Source organism: Paenibacillus sp. FSL M8-0212 (genome assembly GCF_038004645.1).
In the GTDB taxonomy this organism is placed as follows: Bacteria; Bacillota; Bacilli; order Paenibacillales; family Paenibacillaceae; genus Paenibacillus.
The window spans coordinates 2,147,562-2,164,811 of sequence record NZ_JBBORP010000001.1 but is presented as its reverse complement, the minus strand read 5'-3'; the positions used below and the strand labels follow the sequence as shown (position 1 = coordinate 2,164,811).

The 17,250-nt window shown below is 50.6% G+C and carries 8 protein-coding genes, 17 tRNA genes and 3 rRNA genes; all 28 read left to right on the top strand.

The window, feature by feature from the left end:
• Nucleotides 1–15 precede the first annotated feature (15 nt).
• The 28 genes from MKX68_RS09685 (at nucleotide 16) to MKX68_RS09550 (ending at nucleotide 16,989) form a co-directional block, all read left to right on the top strand.
• Entirely contained in the window at nucleotides 16–561 is a 546-nt protein-coding gene (locus MKX68_RS09685) for a GNAT family N-acetyltransferase (RefSeq protein WP_340911095.1), read from the top strand.
• A gap of 630 nt (nucleotides 562–1,191) precedes the next feature.
• A 16S ribosomal RNA gene (locus MKX68_RS09680) occupies nucleotides 1,192–2,744 on the top strand.
• Nucleotides 2,745–3,048: 304 nt separating this feature from the next.
• Nucleotides 3,049–5,974, top strand: a 23S ribosomal RNA gene (locus tag MKX68_RS09675).
• A gap of 76 nt (nucleotides 5,975–6,050) precedes the next feature.
• Nucleotides 6,051–6,167 (top strand): 5S ribosomal RNA (rrf, locus tag MKX68_RS09670).
• Together the 16S, 23S and 5S rRNA genes with 17 tRNA genes alongside form the textbook arrangement of a ribosomal RNA operon.
• Before the next feature lie 38 nt (nucleotides 6,168–6,205).
• A tRNA-Ile gene (locus MKX68_RS09665) sits at nucleotides 6,206–6,279 on the top strand.
• A gap of 34 nt (nucleotides 6,280–6,313) precedes the next feature.
• Nucleotides 6,314–6,389 (top strand) — tRNA-Ala (locus MKX68_RS09660).
• Nucleotide 6,390: 1 nt separating this feature from the next.
• Nucleotides 6,391–6,466 (top strand) — tRNA-Asn (locus tag MKX68_RS09655).
• A gap of 4 nt (nucleotides 6,467–6,470) precedes the next feature.
• Nucleotides 6,471–6,542, top strand: a tRNA-Glu gene (locus MKX68_RS09650).
• 122 nt (nucleotides 6,543–6,664) lie between these two features.
• Nucleotides 6,665–6,740: transfer RNA gene (locus MKX68_RS09645), tRNA-Val, on the top strand.
• A gap of 16 nt (nucleotides 6,741–6,756) precedes the next feature.
• Nucleotides 6,757–6,830, top strand: a tRNA-Met gene (locus MKX68_RS09640).
• A 26-nt stretch (nucleotides 6,831–6,856) separates the two neighbouring features.
• A tRNA-Asp gene (locus tag MKX68_RS09635) sits at nucleotides 6,857–6,934 on the top strand.
• 16 nt (nucleotides 6,935–6,950) lie between these two features.
• Nucleotides 6,951–7,026, top strand: a tRNA-Phe gene (locus tag MKX68_RS09630).
• A gap of 19 nt (nucleotides 7,027–7,045) precedes the next feature.
• Nucleotides 7,046–7,121, top strand: a tRNA-Thr gene (locus tag MKX68_RS09625).
• 9 nt (nucleotides 7,122–7,130) lie between these two features.
• Nucleotides 7,131–7,216 (top strand) — tRNA-Tyr (locus tag MKX68_RS09620).
• A gap of 10 nt (nucleotides 7,217–7,226) precedes the next feature.
• Nucleotides 7,227–7,302, top strand: a tRNA-Lys gene (locus MKX68_RS09615).
• Between the two features lie 6 nt (nucleotides 7,303–7,308).
• Nucleotides 7,309–7,389 (top strand) — tRNA-Leu (locus tag MKX68_RS09610).
• Nucleotides 7,390–7,399: 10 nt separating this feature from the next.
• A tRNA-Gly gene (locus MKX68_RS09605) sits at nucleotides 7,400–7,474 on the top strand.
• 7 nt (nucleotides 7,475–7,481) lie between these two features.
• Nucleotides 7,482–7,558: transfer RNA gene (locus MKX68_RS09600), tRNA-Arg, on the top strand.
• A 17-nt stretch (nucleotides 7,559–7,575) separates the two neighbouring features.
• A tRNA-Leu gene (locus MKX68_RS09595) sits at nucleotides 7,576–7,654 on the top strand.
• Nucleotides 7,655–7,661: 7 nt separating this feature from the next.
• A tRNA-Pro gene (locus MKX68_RS09590) sits at nucleotides 7,662–7,735 on the top strand.
• A gap of 10 nt (nucleotides 7,736–7,745) precedes the next feature.
• Nucleotides 7,746–7,816 (top strand) — tRNA-Gly (locus MKX68_RS09585).
• Nucleotides 7,817–8,208: 392 nt separating this feature from the next.
• Nucleotides 8,209–10,074: a 3D-(3,5/4)-trihydroxycyclohexane-1,2-dione acylhydrolase (decyclizing) gene (iolD, locus tag MKX68_RS09580; protein WP_340911093.1), complete on the top strand. Its 1,866-nt coding sequence runs from the start codon at nucleotides 8,209–8,211 to the stop codon at nucleotides 10,072–10,074.
• A 53-nt stretch (nucleotides 10,075–10,127) separates the two neighbouring features.
• Nucleotides 10,128–11,030: a myo-inosose-2 dehydratase gene (iolE, locus tag MKX68_RS09575; RefSeq protein WP_074093113.1), complete on the top strand. Its 903-nt coding sequence runs from the start codon at nucleotides 10,128–10,130 to the stop codon at nucleotides 11,028–11,030.
• A 199-nt stretch (nucleotides 11,031–11,229) separates the two neighbouring features.
• Nucleotides 11,230–12,240, top strand: a complete 1,011-nt coding sequence (gene iolC / locus MKX68_RS09570; RefSeq protein ID WP_047841171.1) for a 5-dehydro-2-deoxygluconokinase — start codon at nucleotides 11,230–11,232, stop codon at nucleotides 12,238–12,240.
• 98 nt (nucleotides 12,241–12,338) lie between these two features.
• Nucleotides 12,339–13,814 (top strand): CoA-acylating methylmalonate-semialdehyde dehydrogenase, encoded by a 1,476-nt coding sequence (locus MKX68_RS09565; protein WP_340911089.1) that lies wholly within the window; start codon nucleotides 12,339–12,341, stop codon nucleotides 13,812–13,814.
• A gap of 68 nt (nucleotides 13,815–13,882) precedes the next feature.
• Complete coding sequence (iolG, locus tag MKX68_RS09560; RefSeq protein ID WP_340911087.1) at nucleotides 13,883–14,935, top strand: inositol 2-dehydrogenase; 1,053 nt, start codon at nucleotides 13,883–13,885, stop codon at nucleotides 14,933–14,935.
• Nucleotides 14,936–15,047: 112 nt separating this feature from the next.
• Entirely contained in the window at nucleotides 15,048–15,854 is an 807-nt protein-coding gene (iolB, locus tag MKX68_RS09555; RefSeq protein WP_340911084.1) for a 5-deoxy-glucuronate isomerase, read from the top strand.
• Nucleotides 15,855–15,981: 127 nt separating this feature from the next.
• Complete coding sequence (locus MKX68_RS09550; RefSeq protein ID WP_340911082.1) at nucleotides 15,982–16,989, top strand: LacI family DNA-binding transcriptional regulator; 1,008 nt, start codon at nucleotides 15,982–15,984, stop codon at nucleotides 16,987–16,989.
• Nucleotides 16,990–17,250 lie beyond the last annotated feature (261 nt).

The window sequence follows — 17,250 nt, the reverse complement described above, 5'->3', positions numbered from 1 at the left end:
GGCGGAATGGTTCTTATGATTATCAATCAGCAGGAATATAACATTAAAGGCTTATCTTACTTCATTAGATTGGCAGAGGAAAAAGATGCTGAGGCCCTGTCTTCACTTCGTGTACAAATGGATGGGGAAACCGAGAACATGGATCGTGAAGAGGGCGAGGCGTATATCGACGCAGCCGGGTTTAGGCGGATCATCCATATGGACATTGAGAAATCACGGAATCTGTTCCTTGTTGCTGTAGTGGCGGGAGAGATTGTGGGGTACTCCCGATGTGAAGGCAGAGAGTTGAAGCGCTTCTGCCATAAGGTTAAGTTCGGCGTGTGTGTAACCAGACAGTTCTGGGGACATGGGGTTGGCAAGAACTTGTTGGAAAAGTCGATAGAATGGGCAGACCAGACTGGTGTAGAGAAGATGACGTTGAACGTGCTGGCATCCAACGATAAGGCAATCGAGCTATATCAAAAGTGCGGCTTTGGGATCGAAGGCATTTTGAAAAAGGATCGGCGACATGCGGATGGACAGTATCACGACACGATAGTGATGGGCAGGTTCAAAGACTAATAGTATAAAAAGTGAAAAGCACAATCTATATAAGCCCACAGCTTATGGAGTTCAGTTATTAGATTCGAAATCCACATAACAGATAGCAGCATTATTGAGTAGAGGTATTATGTTTCTTATTTTATAGAGCGAATGTAATGATGTTGAATGGGTCTGTTCACAACCTATATTGAGACAGATTCGACCGGTGAGTGTATATAGGATATAATAAGAGGATATTGCCATTGGAAAAAGAGATTATGAAGAGATTGAATCAAATATATAGTTAGTTTGCTGATGGGATATTTTACAAGTAGTAATTGTATTGTGTATATGATATATTCTACTTCCGGCCAAAAAAACACGAGAAACAAAGTGCCGCAGGCAAAACAAATAAGCTTCGAAAGAAACTTAAAAAAGAGCTTGCTAAGTTGGATCGGAAGTGTTATGATATAAAAGTTGCTGAGGAGAACAACGCTCGGTAACAAAACAAGTTTGATCTTTGAAAACTGAACAACGAGTGAGTAAACATTCTGCTTGCAGAATGAACGCGAAAGTTGGAAACAAGCCTTGGCTTGAATCGACTGGAGCACAAAATGAGATTTTTAATCTCGTCAGATTCAAAATGAGCTTATCGCTCTTTTCAATACTTTATTGGAGAGTTTGATCCTGGCTCAGGACGAACGCTGGCGGCATGCCTAATACATGCAAGTCGAGCGGACTTGATGAGAAGCTTGCTTCTCTGATGGTTAGCGGCGGACGGGTGAGTAACACGTAGGCAACCTGCCCTCAAGTTTGGGACAACTACCGGAAACGGTAGCTAATACCGAATAGTTGTTTTCTTCGCCTGAAGGGAACTGGAAAGACGGAGCAATCTGTCACTTGGGGATGGGCCTGCGGCGCATTAGCTAGTTGGTGGGGTAACGGCTCACCAAGGCGACGATGCGTAGCCGACCTGAGAGGGTGATCGGCCACACTGGGACTGAGACACGGCCCAGACTCCTACGGGAGGCAGCAGTAGGGAATCTTCCGCAATGGGCGAAAGCCTGACGGAGCAATGCCGCGTGAGTGATGAAGGTTTTCGGATCGTAAAGCTCTGTTGCCAGGGAAGAACGCTTGGGAGAGTAACTGCTCTCAAGGTGACGGTACCTGAGAAGAAAGCCCCGGCTAACTACGTGCCAGCAGCCGCGGTAATACGTAGGGGGCAAGCGTTGTCCGGAATTATTGGGCGTAAAGCGCGCGCAGGCGGTCATTTAAGTCTGGTGTTTAATCCCGGGGCTCAACCCCGGATCGCACTGGAAACTGGGTGACTTGAGTGCAGAAGAGGAGAGTGGAATTCCACGTGTAGCGGTGAAATGCGTAGATATGTGGAGGAACACCAGTGGCGAAGGCGACTCTCTGGGCTGTAACTGACGCTGAGGCGCGAAAGCGTGGGGAGCAAACAGGATTAGATACCCTGGTAGTCCACGCCGTAAACGATGAGTGCTAGGTGTTAGGGGTTTCGATACCCTTGGTGCCGAAGTTAACACATTAAGCACTCCGCCTGGGGAGTACGGTCGCAAGACTGAAACTCAAAGGAATTGACGGGGACCCGCACAAGCAGTGGAGTATGTGGTTTAATTCGAAGCAACGCGAAGAACCTTACCAGGTCTTGACATCTGAATGACCGGTGCAGAGATGTACCTTTTCTTCGGAACATTCAAGACAGGTGGTGCATGGTTGTCGTCAGCTCGTGTCGTGAGATGTTGGGTTAAGTCCCGCAACGAGCGCAACCCTTATATTTAGTTGCCAGCATTTCGGATGGGCACTCTAGATAGACTGCCGGTGACAAACCGGAGGAAGGTGGGGATGACGTCAAATCATCATGCCCCTTATGACCTGGGCTACACACGTACTACAATGGCCGGTACAACGGGCTGCGAAATCGCGAGATGGAGCCAATCCCAACAAAGCCGGTCTCAGTTCGGATTGCAGGCTGCAACTCGCCTGCATGAAGTCGGAATTGCTAGTAATCGCGGATCAGCATGCCGCGGTGAATACGTTCCCGGGTCTTGTACACACCGCCCGTCACACCACGAGAGTTTATAACACCCGAAGTCGGTGGGGTAACCGCAAGGAGCCAGCCGCCGAAGGTGGGATAGATGATTGGGGTGAAGTCGTAACAAGGTAGCCGTATCGGAAGGTGCGGCTGGATCACCTCCTTTCTATGGAGAATCGTTTCCTGCAACGGAAACATTCAAATATGTAGCTAAGCTACAAAACACTCACTCGTTGTTCGGTTTTGAGAGCTTAAACTCTCAAACAGCTTGCTTTTGCATGGAGCTTGTTCTTTGAAAACTAGATATCGAAACGAAACAAACGCGAATTAGAACATTCCTTTAAGCTGATCTTGTGTAAACAAGTGAAGTGTTTATAAGGTAGATTGCATGAGCGAGTGATCGAAATGGAACGACTTTTGGATTTGCGCAAGCAAACCAAGCGGAGTGACAGCTCGAACACGAGCGATATGGTTAAGCTACTAAGAGCACACGGAGGATGCCTAGGCGCTAGGAGCCGATGAAGGACGTGGCGAACAACGAAACTGCCTCGGGGAGCTGTAAGCAAGCTTTGATCCGGGGGTGTCCGAATGGGGAAACCCAGCTGGGGTAATTTCCAGTTACACCTAACTGAATACATAGGTTAGTGTGAGGCATACCAGGGGAACTGAAACATCTAAGTACCCTGAGGAAGAGAAAACAATAGTGATTCCGTCAGTAGCGGCGAGCGAACGCGGAGAAGCCCAAACCAGAGAGCTTGCTCTTTGGGGTTGTGGGACGTCTCACATGGAGTTACAAAGGAACCGGTTAAGCGAAGAGGTCTGGAAAGGCCCGCCAAAGAAGGTAAAAGCCCTGTAATTGAAAGTTGGTTCCCTCCGAGACGGATCCCGAGTAGTGCGGGGCACGTGAAACCCCGTATGAATCCGGCAGGACCATCTGCCAAGGCTAAATACTTCCTAGCGACCGATAGTGAAGCAGTACCGTGAGGGAAAGGTGAAAAGCACCCCGGAAGGGGAGTGAAATAGAACCTGAAACCGTGTGCTTACAAAAAGTCAGAGCCCGTTTTAGGGGTGATGGCGTGCCTTTTGTAGAATGAACCGGCGAGTTACGTTCCCGTGCAAGGTTAAGGTGAAGAGCCGGAGCCGCAGCGAAAGCGAGTCTGAATAGGGCGACTTAGTACGTGGACGTAGACCCGAAACCGGGTGATCTACCCCTGTCCAGGGTGAAGGTGCGGTAACACGCACTGGAGGCCCGAACCCACGCATGTTGAAAAATGCGGGGATGAGGTGGGGGTAGCGGAGAAATTCCAATCGAACTCGGAGATAGCTGGTTCTCCCCGAAATAGCTTTAGGGCTAGCCTCGGAAAACAGAGTCGTGGAGGTAGAGCACTGATTGGGTGCGGGGCCCGCAAGGGTTACCAAGCTCAGTCAAACTCCGAATGCCATAGACTTACTTCCGGGAGTCAGACAGTGAGTGCTAAGATCCATTGTCAAAAGGGAAACAGCCCAGACCATCAGCTAAGGTCCCCAAGTGTGTGTTAAGTGGGAAAGGATGTGGAGTTGCACAGACAACCAGGATGTTGGCTTAGAAGCAGCCACCATTGAAAGAGTGCGTAATAGCTCACTGGTCGAGTGACTCTGCGCCGAAAATGTAACGGGGCTAAACACACCACCGAAGCTATGGCTTGATGCTTTGCATCAGGGGTAGGGGAGCGTTGTATAAGGGTTGAAGGTGTACCGTAAGGAGCGCTGGACATTATACAAGTGAGAATGCCGGTATGAGTAACGAAAAGATCAGTGAGAATCTGATCCGCCGAAAGCCTAAGGGTTCCTGAGGAAGGCTCGTCCGCTCAGGGTAAGTCGGGACCTAAGGCGAGGCCGAAAGGCGTAGTCGAAGGACAACAGGTCGAAATTCCTGTACCACCGTAAGCCGTTATGAGCAATGGGGGGACGCAGTAGGGTAGTGACGCGGACTGATGGATGTCCGTCTAAGCAGTAAGGCTGATGTGTAGGCAAATCCGCACATTGTAAGGCTGAGCTGTGATGGGGAGCGAAAATTATAGTAGCGAAGGTCATGATCTCACACTGCCAAGAAAAGCCTCTAGCCAGGTGATGGTGCCCGTACCGCAAACCGACACAGGTAGGCGAGAAGAGTATTCTAAGGCGCGCGGAAGAACTCTCGTTAAGGAACTCGGCAAAATGACCCCGTAACTTCGGGAGAAGGGGTGCCCCGGTAGTGTGAATAGCACGAGGGGGCCGCAGTGAAAAGGCCCAAGCGACTGTTTAGCAAAAACACAGGTCTGTGCGAAGCCGTAAGGCGAAGTATACGGGCTGACGCCTGCCCGGTGCTGGAAGGTTAAGGGGAGTGGTTAGGAGCAATCCGAAGCTGTGAACCGAAGCCCCAGTAAACGGCGGCCGTAACTATAACGGTCCTAAGGTAGCGAAATTCCTTGTCAGGTAAATTCTGACCCGCACGAATGGCGTAACGACTTGGGCGCTGTCTCAACGAGAGATCCGGTGAAATTTTAATACCTGTGAAGATGCAGGTTACCCGCGACAAGACGGAAAGACCCCATGGAGCTTTACTGCAGCTTGATATTGAATTTGGGTACGATCTGTACAGGATAGGTGGGAGCCTTTGAAACGTGAGCGCCAGCTTGCGTGGAGGCAACGTTGGGATACCACCCTGATCGTATCTAGGTTCTAACCTGGTACCGTAATCCGGTGCGGGGACAGTGTCAGGTGGGCAGTTTGACTGGGGCGGTCGCCTCCTAAAGAGTAACGGAGGCGCCCAAAGGTTCCCTCAGAATGGTTGGAAATCATTCGAAGAGTGCAAAGGCATAAGGGAGCTTGACTGCGAGACCTACAAGTCGAGCAGGGACGAAAGTCGGGCTTAGTGATCCGGTGGTACCGCATGGAAGGGCCATCGCTCAACGGATAAAAGCTACCCTGGGGATAACAGGCTTATCTCCCCCAAGAGTCCACATCGACGGGGAGGTTTGGCACCTCGATGTCGGCTCATCGCATCCTGGGGCTGAAGTAGGTCCCAAGGGTTGGGCTGTTCGCCCATTAAAGCGGTACGCGAGCTGGGTTCAGAACGTCGTGAGACAGTTCGGTCCCTATCTGTCGTGGGCGTAGGAAATTTGAGAGGAGCTGTCCTTAGTACGAGAGGACCGGGATGGACGTACCGCTGGTGTACCAGTTGTTCCGCCAGGAGCACCGCTGGGTAGCTATGTACGGACGGGATAAACGCTGAAAGCATCTAAGCGTGAAGCCCCCCTCAAGATGAGATTTCCCAGTATGTAAGACCCCTTGAAGACGACGAGGTAGATAGGCTGGGGGTGGAAGTGCAGCAATGCATGGAGCTGACCAGTACTAATCGGTCGAGGGCTTATCCAATTAGCAAGTTGTAATTCGCATGTTTCGTTTCGAATCTAGTTTTCAGAGAACAACACTCTGAAATGTAAGCTACGCGTTTGGTGGCGATGGCGGAGGGGTTCCACACGTACCCATCCCGAACACGACCGTTAAGCCCTCTAGCGCCGATGGTACTTGGACCGCAGGGTCCTGGGAGAGTAGGACGCCGCCAAGCGAAACCCCATTGGGGTATTTTTTTTCGAAAATTGATAAGGGCCCTTAGCTCAGTTGGTTAGAGCGCACCTCTGATAAGGGTGAGGCCGGTGGTTCGAGTCCACCAGGGCCCATAGCAAGACCACAACAAGAAATACACCAGAGTATGGGGCCATAGCTCAGCTGGGAGAGCGCCTGCCTTGCAAGCAGGAGGTCAGCGGTTCGATCCCGCTTGGCTCCACCATTCCCTGATAGCTCAGTTGGTAGAGCACTCGACTGTTAATCGAGTTGTCACAGGTTCGAGCCCTGTTCGGGGAGCCAGTAAGGCCCGTTGGTCAAGGGGTTAAGACACCTCCCTTTCACGGAGGTAACAGGGGTTCGAATCCCCTACGGGTCATAGCAATACCTATTGCTTCAAAAAGGGATGAGAATCCCAAAGGTTCGTCGGAGGATGTACTTCGTTAGCAACAGCTTCGCAGTCTCGAACGAAGTGAGAGTACCCCCTACGGGTCATAATATGGAGGCTTAGCTCAGCTGGGAGAGCATCTGCCTTACAAGCAGAGGGTCGGGGGTTCGATCCCCTCAGCCTCCACCATATAACTTTATAACGACGCGGGGTGGAGCAGCCCGGTAGCTCGTCGGGCTCATAACCCGAAGGCCGCAGGTTCAAATCCTGCCCCCGCAATTATACTTTCCTTGAGAAAGTGATCTGGAACCGTGGTGTAGTTGGCCTAACATGCCTGCCTGTCACGCAGGAGATCGCGGGTTCGAATCCCGTCGGTTCCGCCATTTTTTGATTTAGTAAGGCTCGGTAGCTCAGTCGGTAGAGCAGAGGACTGAAAATCCTCGTGTCGGCGGTTCGATTCCGTCCCGAGCCACCATATATAACACCTTTAATACGCCGGTGTAGCTCAACTGGTAGAGCAACTGACTTGTAATCAGTAGGTTGGGGGTTCAAGTCCTCTCGCCGGCACCATGTAATCCTGGAGGATTAGCGAAGTGGCCAAACGCATCAGACTGTAAATCTGCTCCCGTACGGGTTCGGTGGTTCGAATCCATCATCCTCCACCAGTTTTTCTATGAGTCATTAGCTCAGTTGGTAGAGCACCTGACTTTTAATCAGGGTGTCGAAGGTTCGAGCCCTTCATGACTCACCATTATATGCGCGTGTGGCGGAATTGGCAGACGCACTAGACTTAGGATCTAGCGTCTTTGACGTGGGGGTTCAAGTCCCTCCACGCGCATCCCTTATTTGCGGAAGTGGCTCAGCGGTAGAGCATCGCCTTGCCAAGGCGAGGGTCGCGGGTTCGATTCCCGTCTTCCGCTCCAATATTTTGCGCCCTTAGCTCAGCTGGATAGAGCGTTTGACTACGAATCAAAAGGCCGGGAGTTCGAATCTCTCAGGGCGCGCCATTATAACTTCATATTTTGCCGGCGTGGCGGAATGGCAGACGCGCTCGACTCAAAATCGAGTGGGAAACCGTGGAGGTTCGAGTCCTCTCGCCGGTATAGATAACGGGATGTAGCTCAGCTTGGTAGAGCACCTGGTTTGGGACCAGGGGGTCGCATGTTCAAATCGTGTCATCCCGATTGTTGTTATGCGGGTGTAGTTCAATGGTAGAACTTTAGCCTTCCAAGCTAATAGCGTGGGTTCGATTCCCATCACCCGCTTAAATATTTAAAAGAAAGAGATGGTACTAACCGTCTCTTTCTTTTTTTGCGTTCACAGGTTTATTGGCAATTTAGTGCGTGGTGCTCTCAGAGAGTATATGGCTCTTTATCATGTATCAGAATGTATCCCACGTATGCATAAATTTCCCCACCTTTAAATTTGTCCTTGATAATTGTGGACGCTGTTCAAGTGAAACAGGTCTAACGCATCTTATAAGGCCTGGATATAAGCTTCTTCATCACATTTTATAAAAACGCTTACAAAAATAGCTTGCGTAAATCATTAACCTGTAATACCATATCAATTAAGCGCTTAACCTTTAGGGGTAAGGCGCTTAAACTTAACGTAGATTAAGCGCTTAACCCGTAAAGGAAAGGAAGGCGATCAATTCATGAATACAATTCGACTAACGATGGCCCAGGCACTGCTTCGATACCTGGATCAGCAATATATCTCGGTTGACGGGGTGGAAACCAAGTTTGTGAAGGGAATCATCGGTATTTTTGGACATGGCAATGTAACAGGCATTGGAGAAGCGCTGGAGCGCAGTCCGGGAAGCCTGACGTATATGCAAGGGAAGAACGAACAAGGTATGGTGCATACGGCAGCCGCCTATGCCAAGCAGAAGAACCGCAGACAGATTTATGCATGTACAACATCCATTGGTCCGGGTGCATTGAATATGATTACGGCGGCAGCTACCGCAACGGTGAACCGGATTCCGGTTTTATTGCTTCCTGGAGATAACTTTGCTACACGGGAACCGGACCCGGTACTGCAGCAGTTGGAAGTGAGCAGTGATTATACAATCTCAGCCACTGATCCATTCAAAGCCGTCAGCAAGTATTGGGATCGCATTGTTCGTCCCGAACAGCTGATGATTGCTGTTACACAGGCCATGCGTGTGCTAACCGATCCAGCAGAGACGGGAGCAGTAACGCTCGCACTGCCGCAGGATGTGCAGGCAGAGGCGTACGATTATCCAGAATCATTCTTTGCCCGCAAAGTACATTATCTGGACCGTCGCCCCCCGGTACAGGCAGCCATTGAGCGGGCAACGGAGCAGATTGCCCGAGGCAGAAAGCCGATGCTCGTTGCAGGCGGCGGTGTGTTGTACTCTGAGGCGTCCGTTCAACTCGTGGAGTTCGCCGAAGCATTTGGCATTCCCATCGCCGAGACGCAGGCGGGCAAGAGCGCAGTTTCTTGGGACCACCCACTGAATGTGGGGGCCATCGGTGTTACAGGTTCTCTAGCAGCCAACAGGCTGGCGAGAGAAGCGGATGTGGTTATCGGCGTCGGTACTCGTTTCTCCGATTTTACGACGGCGTCCCGCTCTGCTTTTCAACATCCGGAAGCTTCATTCATCAACATTAACCTGAACGGCATGGATGCCGCCAAGTTAGGCGGGGAAGCCATTCTGGCAGATGCTCGCGAAGGATTGCAGGCTTTGCAGAAGGAATTGCAGCAAAGACAATACCGCAGTGCATATGGTGCATCTGAAATCGCTGATCTCCGCGCTGAGTGGAATGCAGAAGTAGATCGGCTGTATGCAGCTCAACATGAAGCAGGGCTGGCACAGACTACAGCAGTCGGCATAGTTAATCGGACGATTGATCCTTCCTCCGTTATTGTGTGTGCGGCAGGCAGTCTGCCAGGAGACCTGCATCGTCTGTGGCGTGCGGCTGAACCAAAGACGTATCACATGGAGTATGGATTCTCCTGTATGGGGTACGAGGTAAGTGGAGCGTTCGGAGCAGCACTTGCTGAGCCGGATCGTGAAGTGTACGCCATGGTGGGGGATGGCAGTTATCTGATGCTGCATTCGGAGTTTGTGACCAGTTTGCAGGAACAGAAGAAGATGACCGTTCTATTATTCAACAACAATGGATTCCAGTGTATTCATAATTTGCAGCGGGAACATGGAAGTGACGGGTTCGGCAATGAGTTCCGTTATCGGGAATCTGAGAGTGGACGACTGACCGGGGATTACATGCCAATGGACTTTGCTGCACACGCCCGAAGCATGGGAGCCAAATCTTATAGAGCGGAGACGGCAGAACAGCTGGAACAGGCACTCCGAGATGCGAAGAATGAAACGGTGAGTACATTGATTGAGATTCCGGTCGTGCCTGGAACTAACGCAGGTGGATACGAGTCGTGGTGGAATGTAGGTGTGCCAGAAGTATCTGCCGAGGAAAAGGTAGTTCATGCCCATCACACCATGCAAGCCAACCGTGCTAAAGCAAGACCTATTTAATCCGATTTAATATAGTGAACCACAATGTTGAACGACAAAGGAGACGTGGAGCAATGAGCAAGCTGCCATTCCAGCTTGGGATTCATCCGATCAATTGGGTCGGTGAAGATGTGAAGGAGCATGGTGATGCGACAACGTGTGCACAGATTCTGGATGATATTCAGCGTCTTGGGCTGACAGGTACAGAGATGGGACGTAAATATCCAACTGATCCTGCTATATTGCGTGAGGAATTGAGTAAAAGGAATATCAATCTGGTCTCCCAGTGGAAATCGGTACTTTTCTCCGATCCTGCGTATCGTCAGTCGGAGCTGGACAGTTATCGCAGACATGCGGAATTTCTGCAATCCATGGGCAGTAAGGTGATCAGTACGGCGGAGGTAGGCGGGTCACTTCATTTTGATCCAAGACGAACTCCGAATGAAAAAGAAGTGCTTAGACTCAGCGAATCTGAATGGCATATCCTCGCTGAAGGATTGAATGAAGCAGGAGCCATTGCCCGTGAACATGGGTTGAAGCTTACGTACCATCATCATGGAGGCACAGTGGTAGAACAACCGGATGAGATTGATCGACTGATGGAGCTGACAGACCCTTCTCTCGTGTATCTGCTCTATGATACTGGTCATGCCTATTATGGCGGAGCCAATCCACTTGAACTGTTGCGCAAACATTATGATCGGATCGCCTATATCCATCTGAAAGACATTCGCCCTCATGTGCTGGATGAAGCACGCGCGGAGCAGTCTGATTTTGTCGGTTGTATTCGTAGAGGCGTGTTCACCGTACCAGGAGATGGATGCATTGATTTTGCACCAATTCTGCAAGAACTGATCACACGAGGGTACGATGGCTGGGCGATGCTTGAAGGAGAGCAGGACCCTGCGATTCATAACCCGTATGAGTATGCGAAGCGATCTTTGAACTATATGGAGTCATTATACCAACACAGCTGATTCGTTCAGCATTGCAGCGGTCAGAGGCCACACCTATGAAGTGAAAAAGGAAGAAGACCAGCAAGAGTATAACGTTACGATTGGAAAATAAAACTGACTTACTCTAGACGTTTACGAGTCCTTACAATGGAATGAGTAACTAGTCTAGATATCCATATACAACATGTAAAATCCCACTACAGAAAGGGGCTCACATGCAATGACTTACGTATCCTTTCCCGTATCCAGGAAGAAGGATTTCACCGCGATTGGCCGCTTGTGCATCGACTTGAACGCCAATGAGATCAATCGCCCGATGGAAGAGACGATGACATTCACGAAGTATGTTGGCGGCTCTCCGGCCAATATTACGATTGGCATGTCCAGACTGGGTATGGAGACAGCTTTCATCGGCAAAATCGCGGGCGACCAGATGGGCAGATTCATCCAGAGTTATTTGGAGAAGAACGGCATCGACACATCAAATGTAGTTACAGATGACACTGGAGCGGTGACAGGGCTTGCTTTTACCGAAATCAAAAGCCCAACGGATTGCAGTATCCTGATGTACCGGGACAATGTAGCTGATCTGTTATTACAGGCGCAAGAGGTGCAAGAGCAGTTGATTGCTGACTCCAAAGTGCTGCTAATCTCAGGCACAGCCCTCGCGCAGAGCCCATCCCGTGAAGCCGTATTACAGGCACTAACGTATGCGAAAAAACATGGCACAGTTATTGTGTTTGATCTGGACTATCGCCCATACACTTGGACATCGGACGAAGAGACAGCAGTCTATTATAACCTCGCAGCCGAGAAATGCGATATCATCCTGGGTACACGTGAAGAGTTCGACATGATGGAGACATTCGACCACAATCCGGATCATAGCGATCAGGTAACTGCACAGAAATGGTTTGATTTCTCAGCGAATATTGTAGTAATCAAACACGGCAAGGAAGGGTCCATTGCTTATACGCGTGAAGGGCTTTCCCATCGTGCGGACAGCTACCCGGCAAAAGTGGTCAAAACCTTCGGTGCAGGCGACTCCTACGCAGCCGGTTTCCTGTATGGATTGATGCAGGGCTGGACGATTGAGCGCAGTATGGCGTATGGCAGTGGCGCAGCAAGTATCGTCATTTCAAGCCACAGCTGTTCGGATGCGATGCCAACGGTGGAACAGGTGAATGATTACATCGAACGTTGCAATCGGGGCGAGATCACCGTGTCTTGAAGCACGTTGCAATACTTTGAATAACGCACTCATACAGATCTATAACAATGAACATGTTGAACATAAGGGATCACACATAAGCGAAGGGAGACAGGGCTATGGGAAAAGGGATTTCTGAAGCGTCTGCAACAGCGACAATGGTACAAAACTGGATCGGAGGTACCTGGGTAACCCCAGTGTCAACTCGTACGGAGCCTGTTGTGAATCCGGCTACAGAAGAGGTTATTGCACATGTGCCACTGTCCGAACAAGCGGACGTGGATCTGGCGGTTCATACAGCACAAGAAGCGTTCAAGTCATGGAGCAGCACACCGGTTCCACGCCGTGCACGTATTCTGTTCCGCTACCAGCAGCTGCTGGTAGAGCATTGGGAAGAGCTCGCTCGCTTGGTGACGCTGGAGAACGGTAAAAGTTATGCCGAAGCGTATGGCGAGGTATTACGTGGCATTGAATGCGTCGAGTTCGCGGCAGGTGCCCCGAATCTGATGATGGGCAAACAACTGCCTGATATCGCGACAGGACTGGAGTCGGGCATGTACCGCTACCCGATCGGTGTTATTGGGGGAATTACCCCATTCAATTTCCCGATGATGGTACCGTGCTGGATGTTCCCACTGGCTATTGCGTGCGGTAACACCTTTGTTCTGAAGCCGTCCGAGCGCACACCGCTACTGGCAGGCCGCCTGGCTGAGCTGTTCAAGGAAGCGGGACTTCCGGACGGCGTGCTCAACATCGTTCACGGTGCGCATGATGTCGTGAACGGTTTGCTGGAACATGAGGATGTTCAAGCGATCTCCTTTGTCGGATCACAACCTGTAGCTGAATACGTCTACACCACTGCATCCAAGCATGGCAAACGGGTACAGGCACTGGCTGGTGCCAAAAACCACTCCATCGTTATGCCGGACGCCGATCTCGATCTAACCGTGAAAGAGATTACCAGTGCAGCTTTTGGTTCAGCAGGGGAGCGTTGCATGGCATGTGCGGTTGTTGTGGCTGTGGGTGATGTGGCTGACGAACTGGTACAAAAGCTGGTGGAAGCGGCAGACCGCATTACCATTGGTAACGGCATGGATGAAGGCGTGTTCCTCGGTCCTGTCATCCGTGGACCACATAAAGAGCGTACACTCAGTTACATTGAAGCCGGAGAGCAGGAAGGCGCGGCATTGATTCGGGATGGACGTAAGGATCAGGCGACAGGTGAATCCGGTTATTTTGTAGGGCCAACGGTATTTGACCAAGTTGATAGCAATATGAAAATCTGGCAGGATGAGATCTTTGCTCCAGTACTCTCGGTGGCAAGAGTGTCTACGCTGGAGGAAGCCGTTGAGCTGGCGAACCGTTCTGATTTTGCCAACGGTGCGTGTCTGTTCACCCGCAGCGGAGCGAGTATGCGTCAATTCCGTGAAACGATTGATGCGGGCATGTTGGGTATTAACCTGGGCGTACCTGCGCCAATGGCATTTTTCCCGTTTTCGGGCTGGAAGAAGTCCTTCTATGGTGATCTTCATGCCAATGGTACGGATGGTGTTGAATTCTACACTCGCAAGAAGATGGTAACGGCGCGCTGGTAACAACCAGAGCATCACTCGGGCTAAGGGAACGCCTAGCCCATATGGACGCACATAGGGAGGATAACGGAATGGGCAAGGACAAAGTGAGAATTGGCATCATTGGTGCTGGACGGATCGGCAAAATTCATGCAGACAATCTCCTGCGCAACCCGCATGCCGAGATTGTGGGAATCAGTGACTTGTTTGCAGGTCCTGAATTGGAGGCTTGGGCCTCCGACCGTGGCATCCCTGTGGTAACAACGGATAGCAGCCAGTTGATCTCGATGCCTAATATAGACGCGGTGCTGATCTGTTCTTCAACAGATACACATGTGCCGCTGATCGAACAGGCCGCTCAGGCGGGCAAACATATCTTCTGCGAGAAGCCGGTCAGCATGGATCTGGCACAGACCGAAGCGGCGGTAGCAGCAGTTCAGAAGGCTGGTGTGAAGCTGCAAATTGGTTTTAACCGCCGATTCGATCACAACTTCAGACGGATACGTGCACATGTGCAGGATGGTACGATTGGTGATCCGCATATTATCAAAATCACGTCTCGTGACCCGAGTCCACCGCCTGCGGAGTATATTCGGGTGTCTGGCGGGATCTTCATGGACATGATGATCCACGATTTTGACATGGCCCGTTATCTGTCCGGGAGTGAAGTGGAAGAAGTATACGCCCAGGGCAACGTGCTGATTAATCCGGTCTTTGCAGAACATGGTGACGTGGATACAGCGATTGTAACGATGACGTTTGCCAACGGTGCGATTGGTGTTATTGATAACAGTCGTCAGGCAGTATACGGGTATGACCAACGTGTTGAAGTATTTGGCTCAATGGGCAGCGCCGCAGCGGCGAATGATCATCCGAATACAGCTGAGATCAGTACAGCGGCCGGGCTGATGCGCGACAAACCGTTACACTTTTTCCTGGAACGTTACAATGAAGCGTATGTACAGGAGACAGCCCTCTTTATCGATGCAATCATCCATGATACACCGGTTATCGTTGATGGCCATGATGCAGTACAGGCAGAACGAATTGCGCTGGCAGCAAAACTGTCCATGGAGCGGGGAAGACCTGTGAAGCTGAGTGAAGTCCCTGGGGTGTCACTGGAATCGCAAACGGCAACGCCATAGGTGGATGATTAAAGTCATTTTTTTCTAATAGAGCGCAAGAATGGTCCAGGTTTTTGTTTTTTTATAAGTATCAGGTTGTTGTGAACGAATACAGAAAGGAGTGGATGGCAAGATGTCAGAACGTATTGTAAAACCCGTGGTCAACCCGGAGGGGGACGGTACACTTATCAACGTAACACCGGAGTCGGCCGGGTGGGAATATGTTGGATTTCAGGTAGCGAAGTTGGCAGAAGGGGAGACGTTAACCCGTGAGAGCGGTGATAAGGAACTCTGTGTGGTGCTTCTCAGTGGTTTCGCCAATGTAAGTACCCGGGAGCACACATGGGATAATATCGGAAAAAGAATGAGTGTTTTCGAGAAAATTCCGCCGTATTCAGTCTACGTCTCAACTTCCGATCAAGTACAGATCACAGCACGTACCGAACTGGAAATCGCTATATGTGTTGCACCCGGTAAAGGCACGTACCCGGCTCGTCTCATTGCACCCGAAGATGTAGGGGTAGAGGCGCGAGGATATGGTAATCTGGAACGCCAGATTCACAACATTTTGCCGGAACAAAAGGAAGCGGACAGTCTGCTCGTTGTTGAGGTATTCACGCCAGATGGGCATTGGTCCAGTTACCCGCCACATAAGCATGATCGGGACGCACTCCCGGATGAATCTTTGCTGGAAGAAACGTATTATTTCCGTGTGCAGCCTGAGCAGGGGTTTGCCATTCAGCGCATATATACGGACGATCGCTCTGTGGATGAGACGCTTGCAGTGAAAAACGGTGAAGTGGTGCTTGTTCCGGACGGATATCATCCGGTAGGTGCTCCTCCGGGGTATGAGGTATACTATCTGAACGTGATGGCCGGCCCTACTCGGACATGGAAATTCCATAACGACCCTGACCATGAGTGGTTGATGAAAAAGTAAAACAGTTCCTGCTACGCACATTGTGCTCGCTTCAAGTTGCGTATGCAGACTTCCCCCTGCATAATGAGAAGAGAACAATTATCTATGTATAACACAATTTATATATAGCACAAATGGGGAAAAAACAATGAAAGCAACCATATACGATATAGCACGCGAGGCGGGGGTATCCATTGCAACCGTCTCGCAGGTCATTAATGGCAAAGGTAAGATCAGTGAGAAGCGGCGCGCCGAGATTATGGAGATCATGGAACGCCTTCACTATCAGCCCAGCGCGATCGCAGCTGCACTTACAGGCAAGCAGACGTATACATTGGGGCTGCTCGTACCGGACATCTCAAACCCGTATTTTGCAGAACTGGCGAGAGCGGTCGAGGATCGAAGCCGTCAATTGGGCTACAGCGTGGTCATCTGCAGTACGGATAATAAGGACGAGCGGGTAGAGCGTTACCTGAATCTGCTTCAGCAAAAAAGGGTCGATGGCATGATGATCGGAACCGGGATCGATAATGCCGAAATTTTGTCACCCCTCTTGCAACAGTCAATACCTGTTGCTCTGATTGCCCGTCATATGCCATCGCTGTCGGTACATACGGTCACCATTGACGACATACTCGGCGGAGCACTCGCAGCGGAGCATCTGCTTGAACTTGGGCATACTCGTGTAGCGGTTCTGTCGGAACCGTCCAAAGTCAGCAGCAGCCAGGAACGTGTACGCGGATTCCGTGAAACCCTGATTAAGGCAGGTCATACGCTGGAACCGAATCAGATCCGAGAATCGGCAGCAGACCTGAGCTCGGCCAAAAAAGAGGCGCTACTGCTGCTCGGTGAGAACGATCACCCGACAGGTTTGTTCTGTTGTAATGACATTCAGGCCATTGGTGCTCTTCAGGCAGCCAAAGAGCTGGGGCTGCGCGTGCCAGAGGATGTGTCGATTATCGGGTTTGATAATACCATTCTGGCTTCGGTAACCAGTCCACCACTTACGACCGTTGCCCAACCAATTGAAGAACTGGGACATCGCGCTGTAGATCTGTTGATTGAAGAGTTAAAGGATGAGCGTAAAGAGCCGCAGAAAATTGTGCTGAAGCCTGAACTGGTTATCCGAGATTCAGCAGGCCACGTATTGGGCTAAAAAATAAGGTTTCGGAAGTAACCTGACCAGTTGTGAGTCCAAGCCCACGTGTGTCATACTCATGGCTCGGAACAAGGGTTATCGTCTTACCTGGTTCTGAATAGGTAATAAAACAATATAACAAAGTTAACAAACAAGCCGCGTTCACCCTATGGGAGAACGCGGCTTGTTCATTTAAATCTTTAATTTTTAGTATAGCCCAAAACGTCATCGTAATTGAGGAACCAGAGATAAGAAATGACATTGGAACAGAAGGAGTGA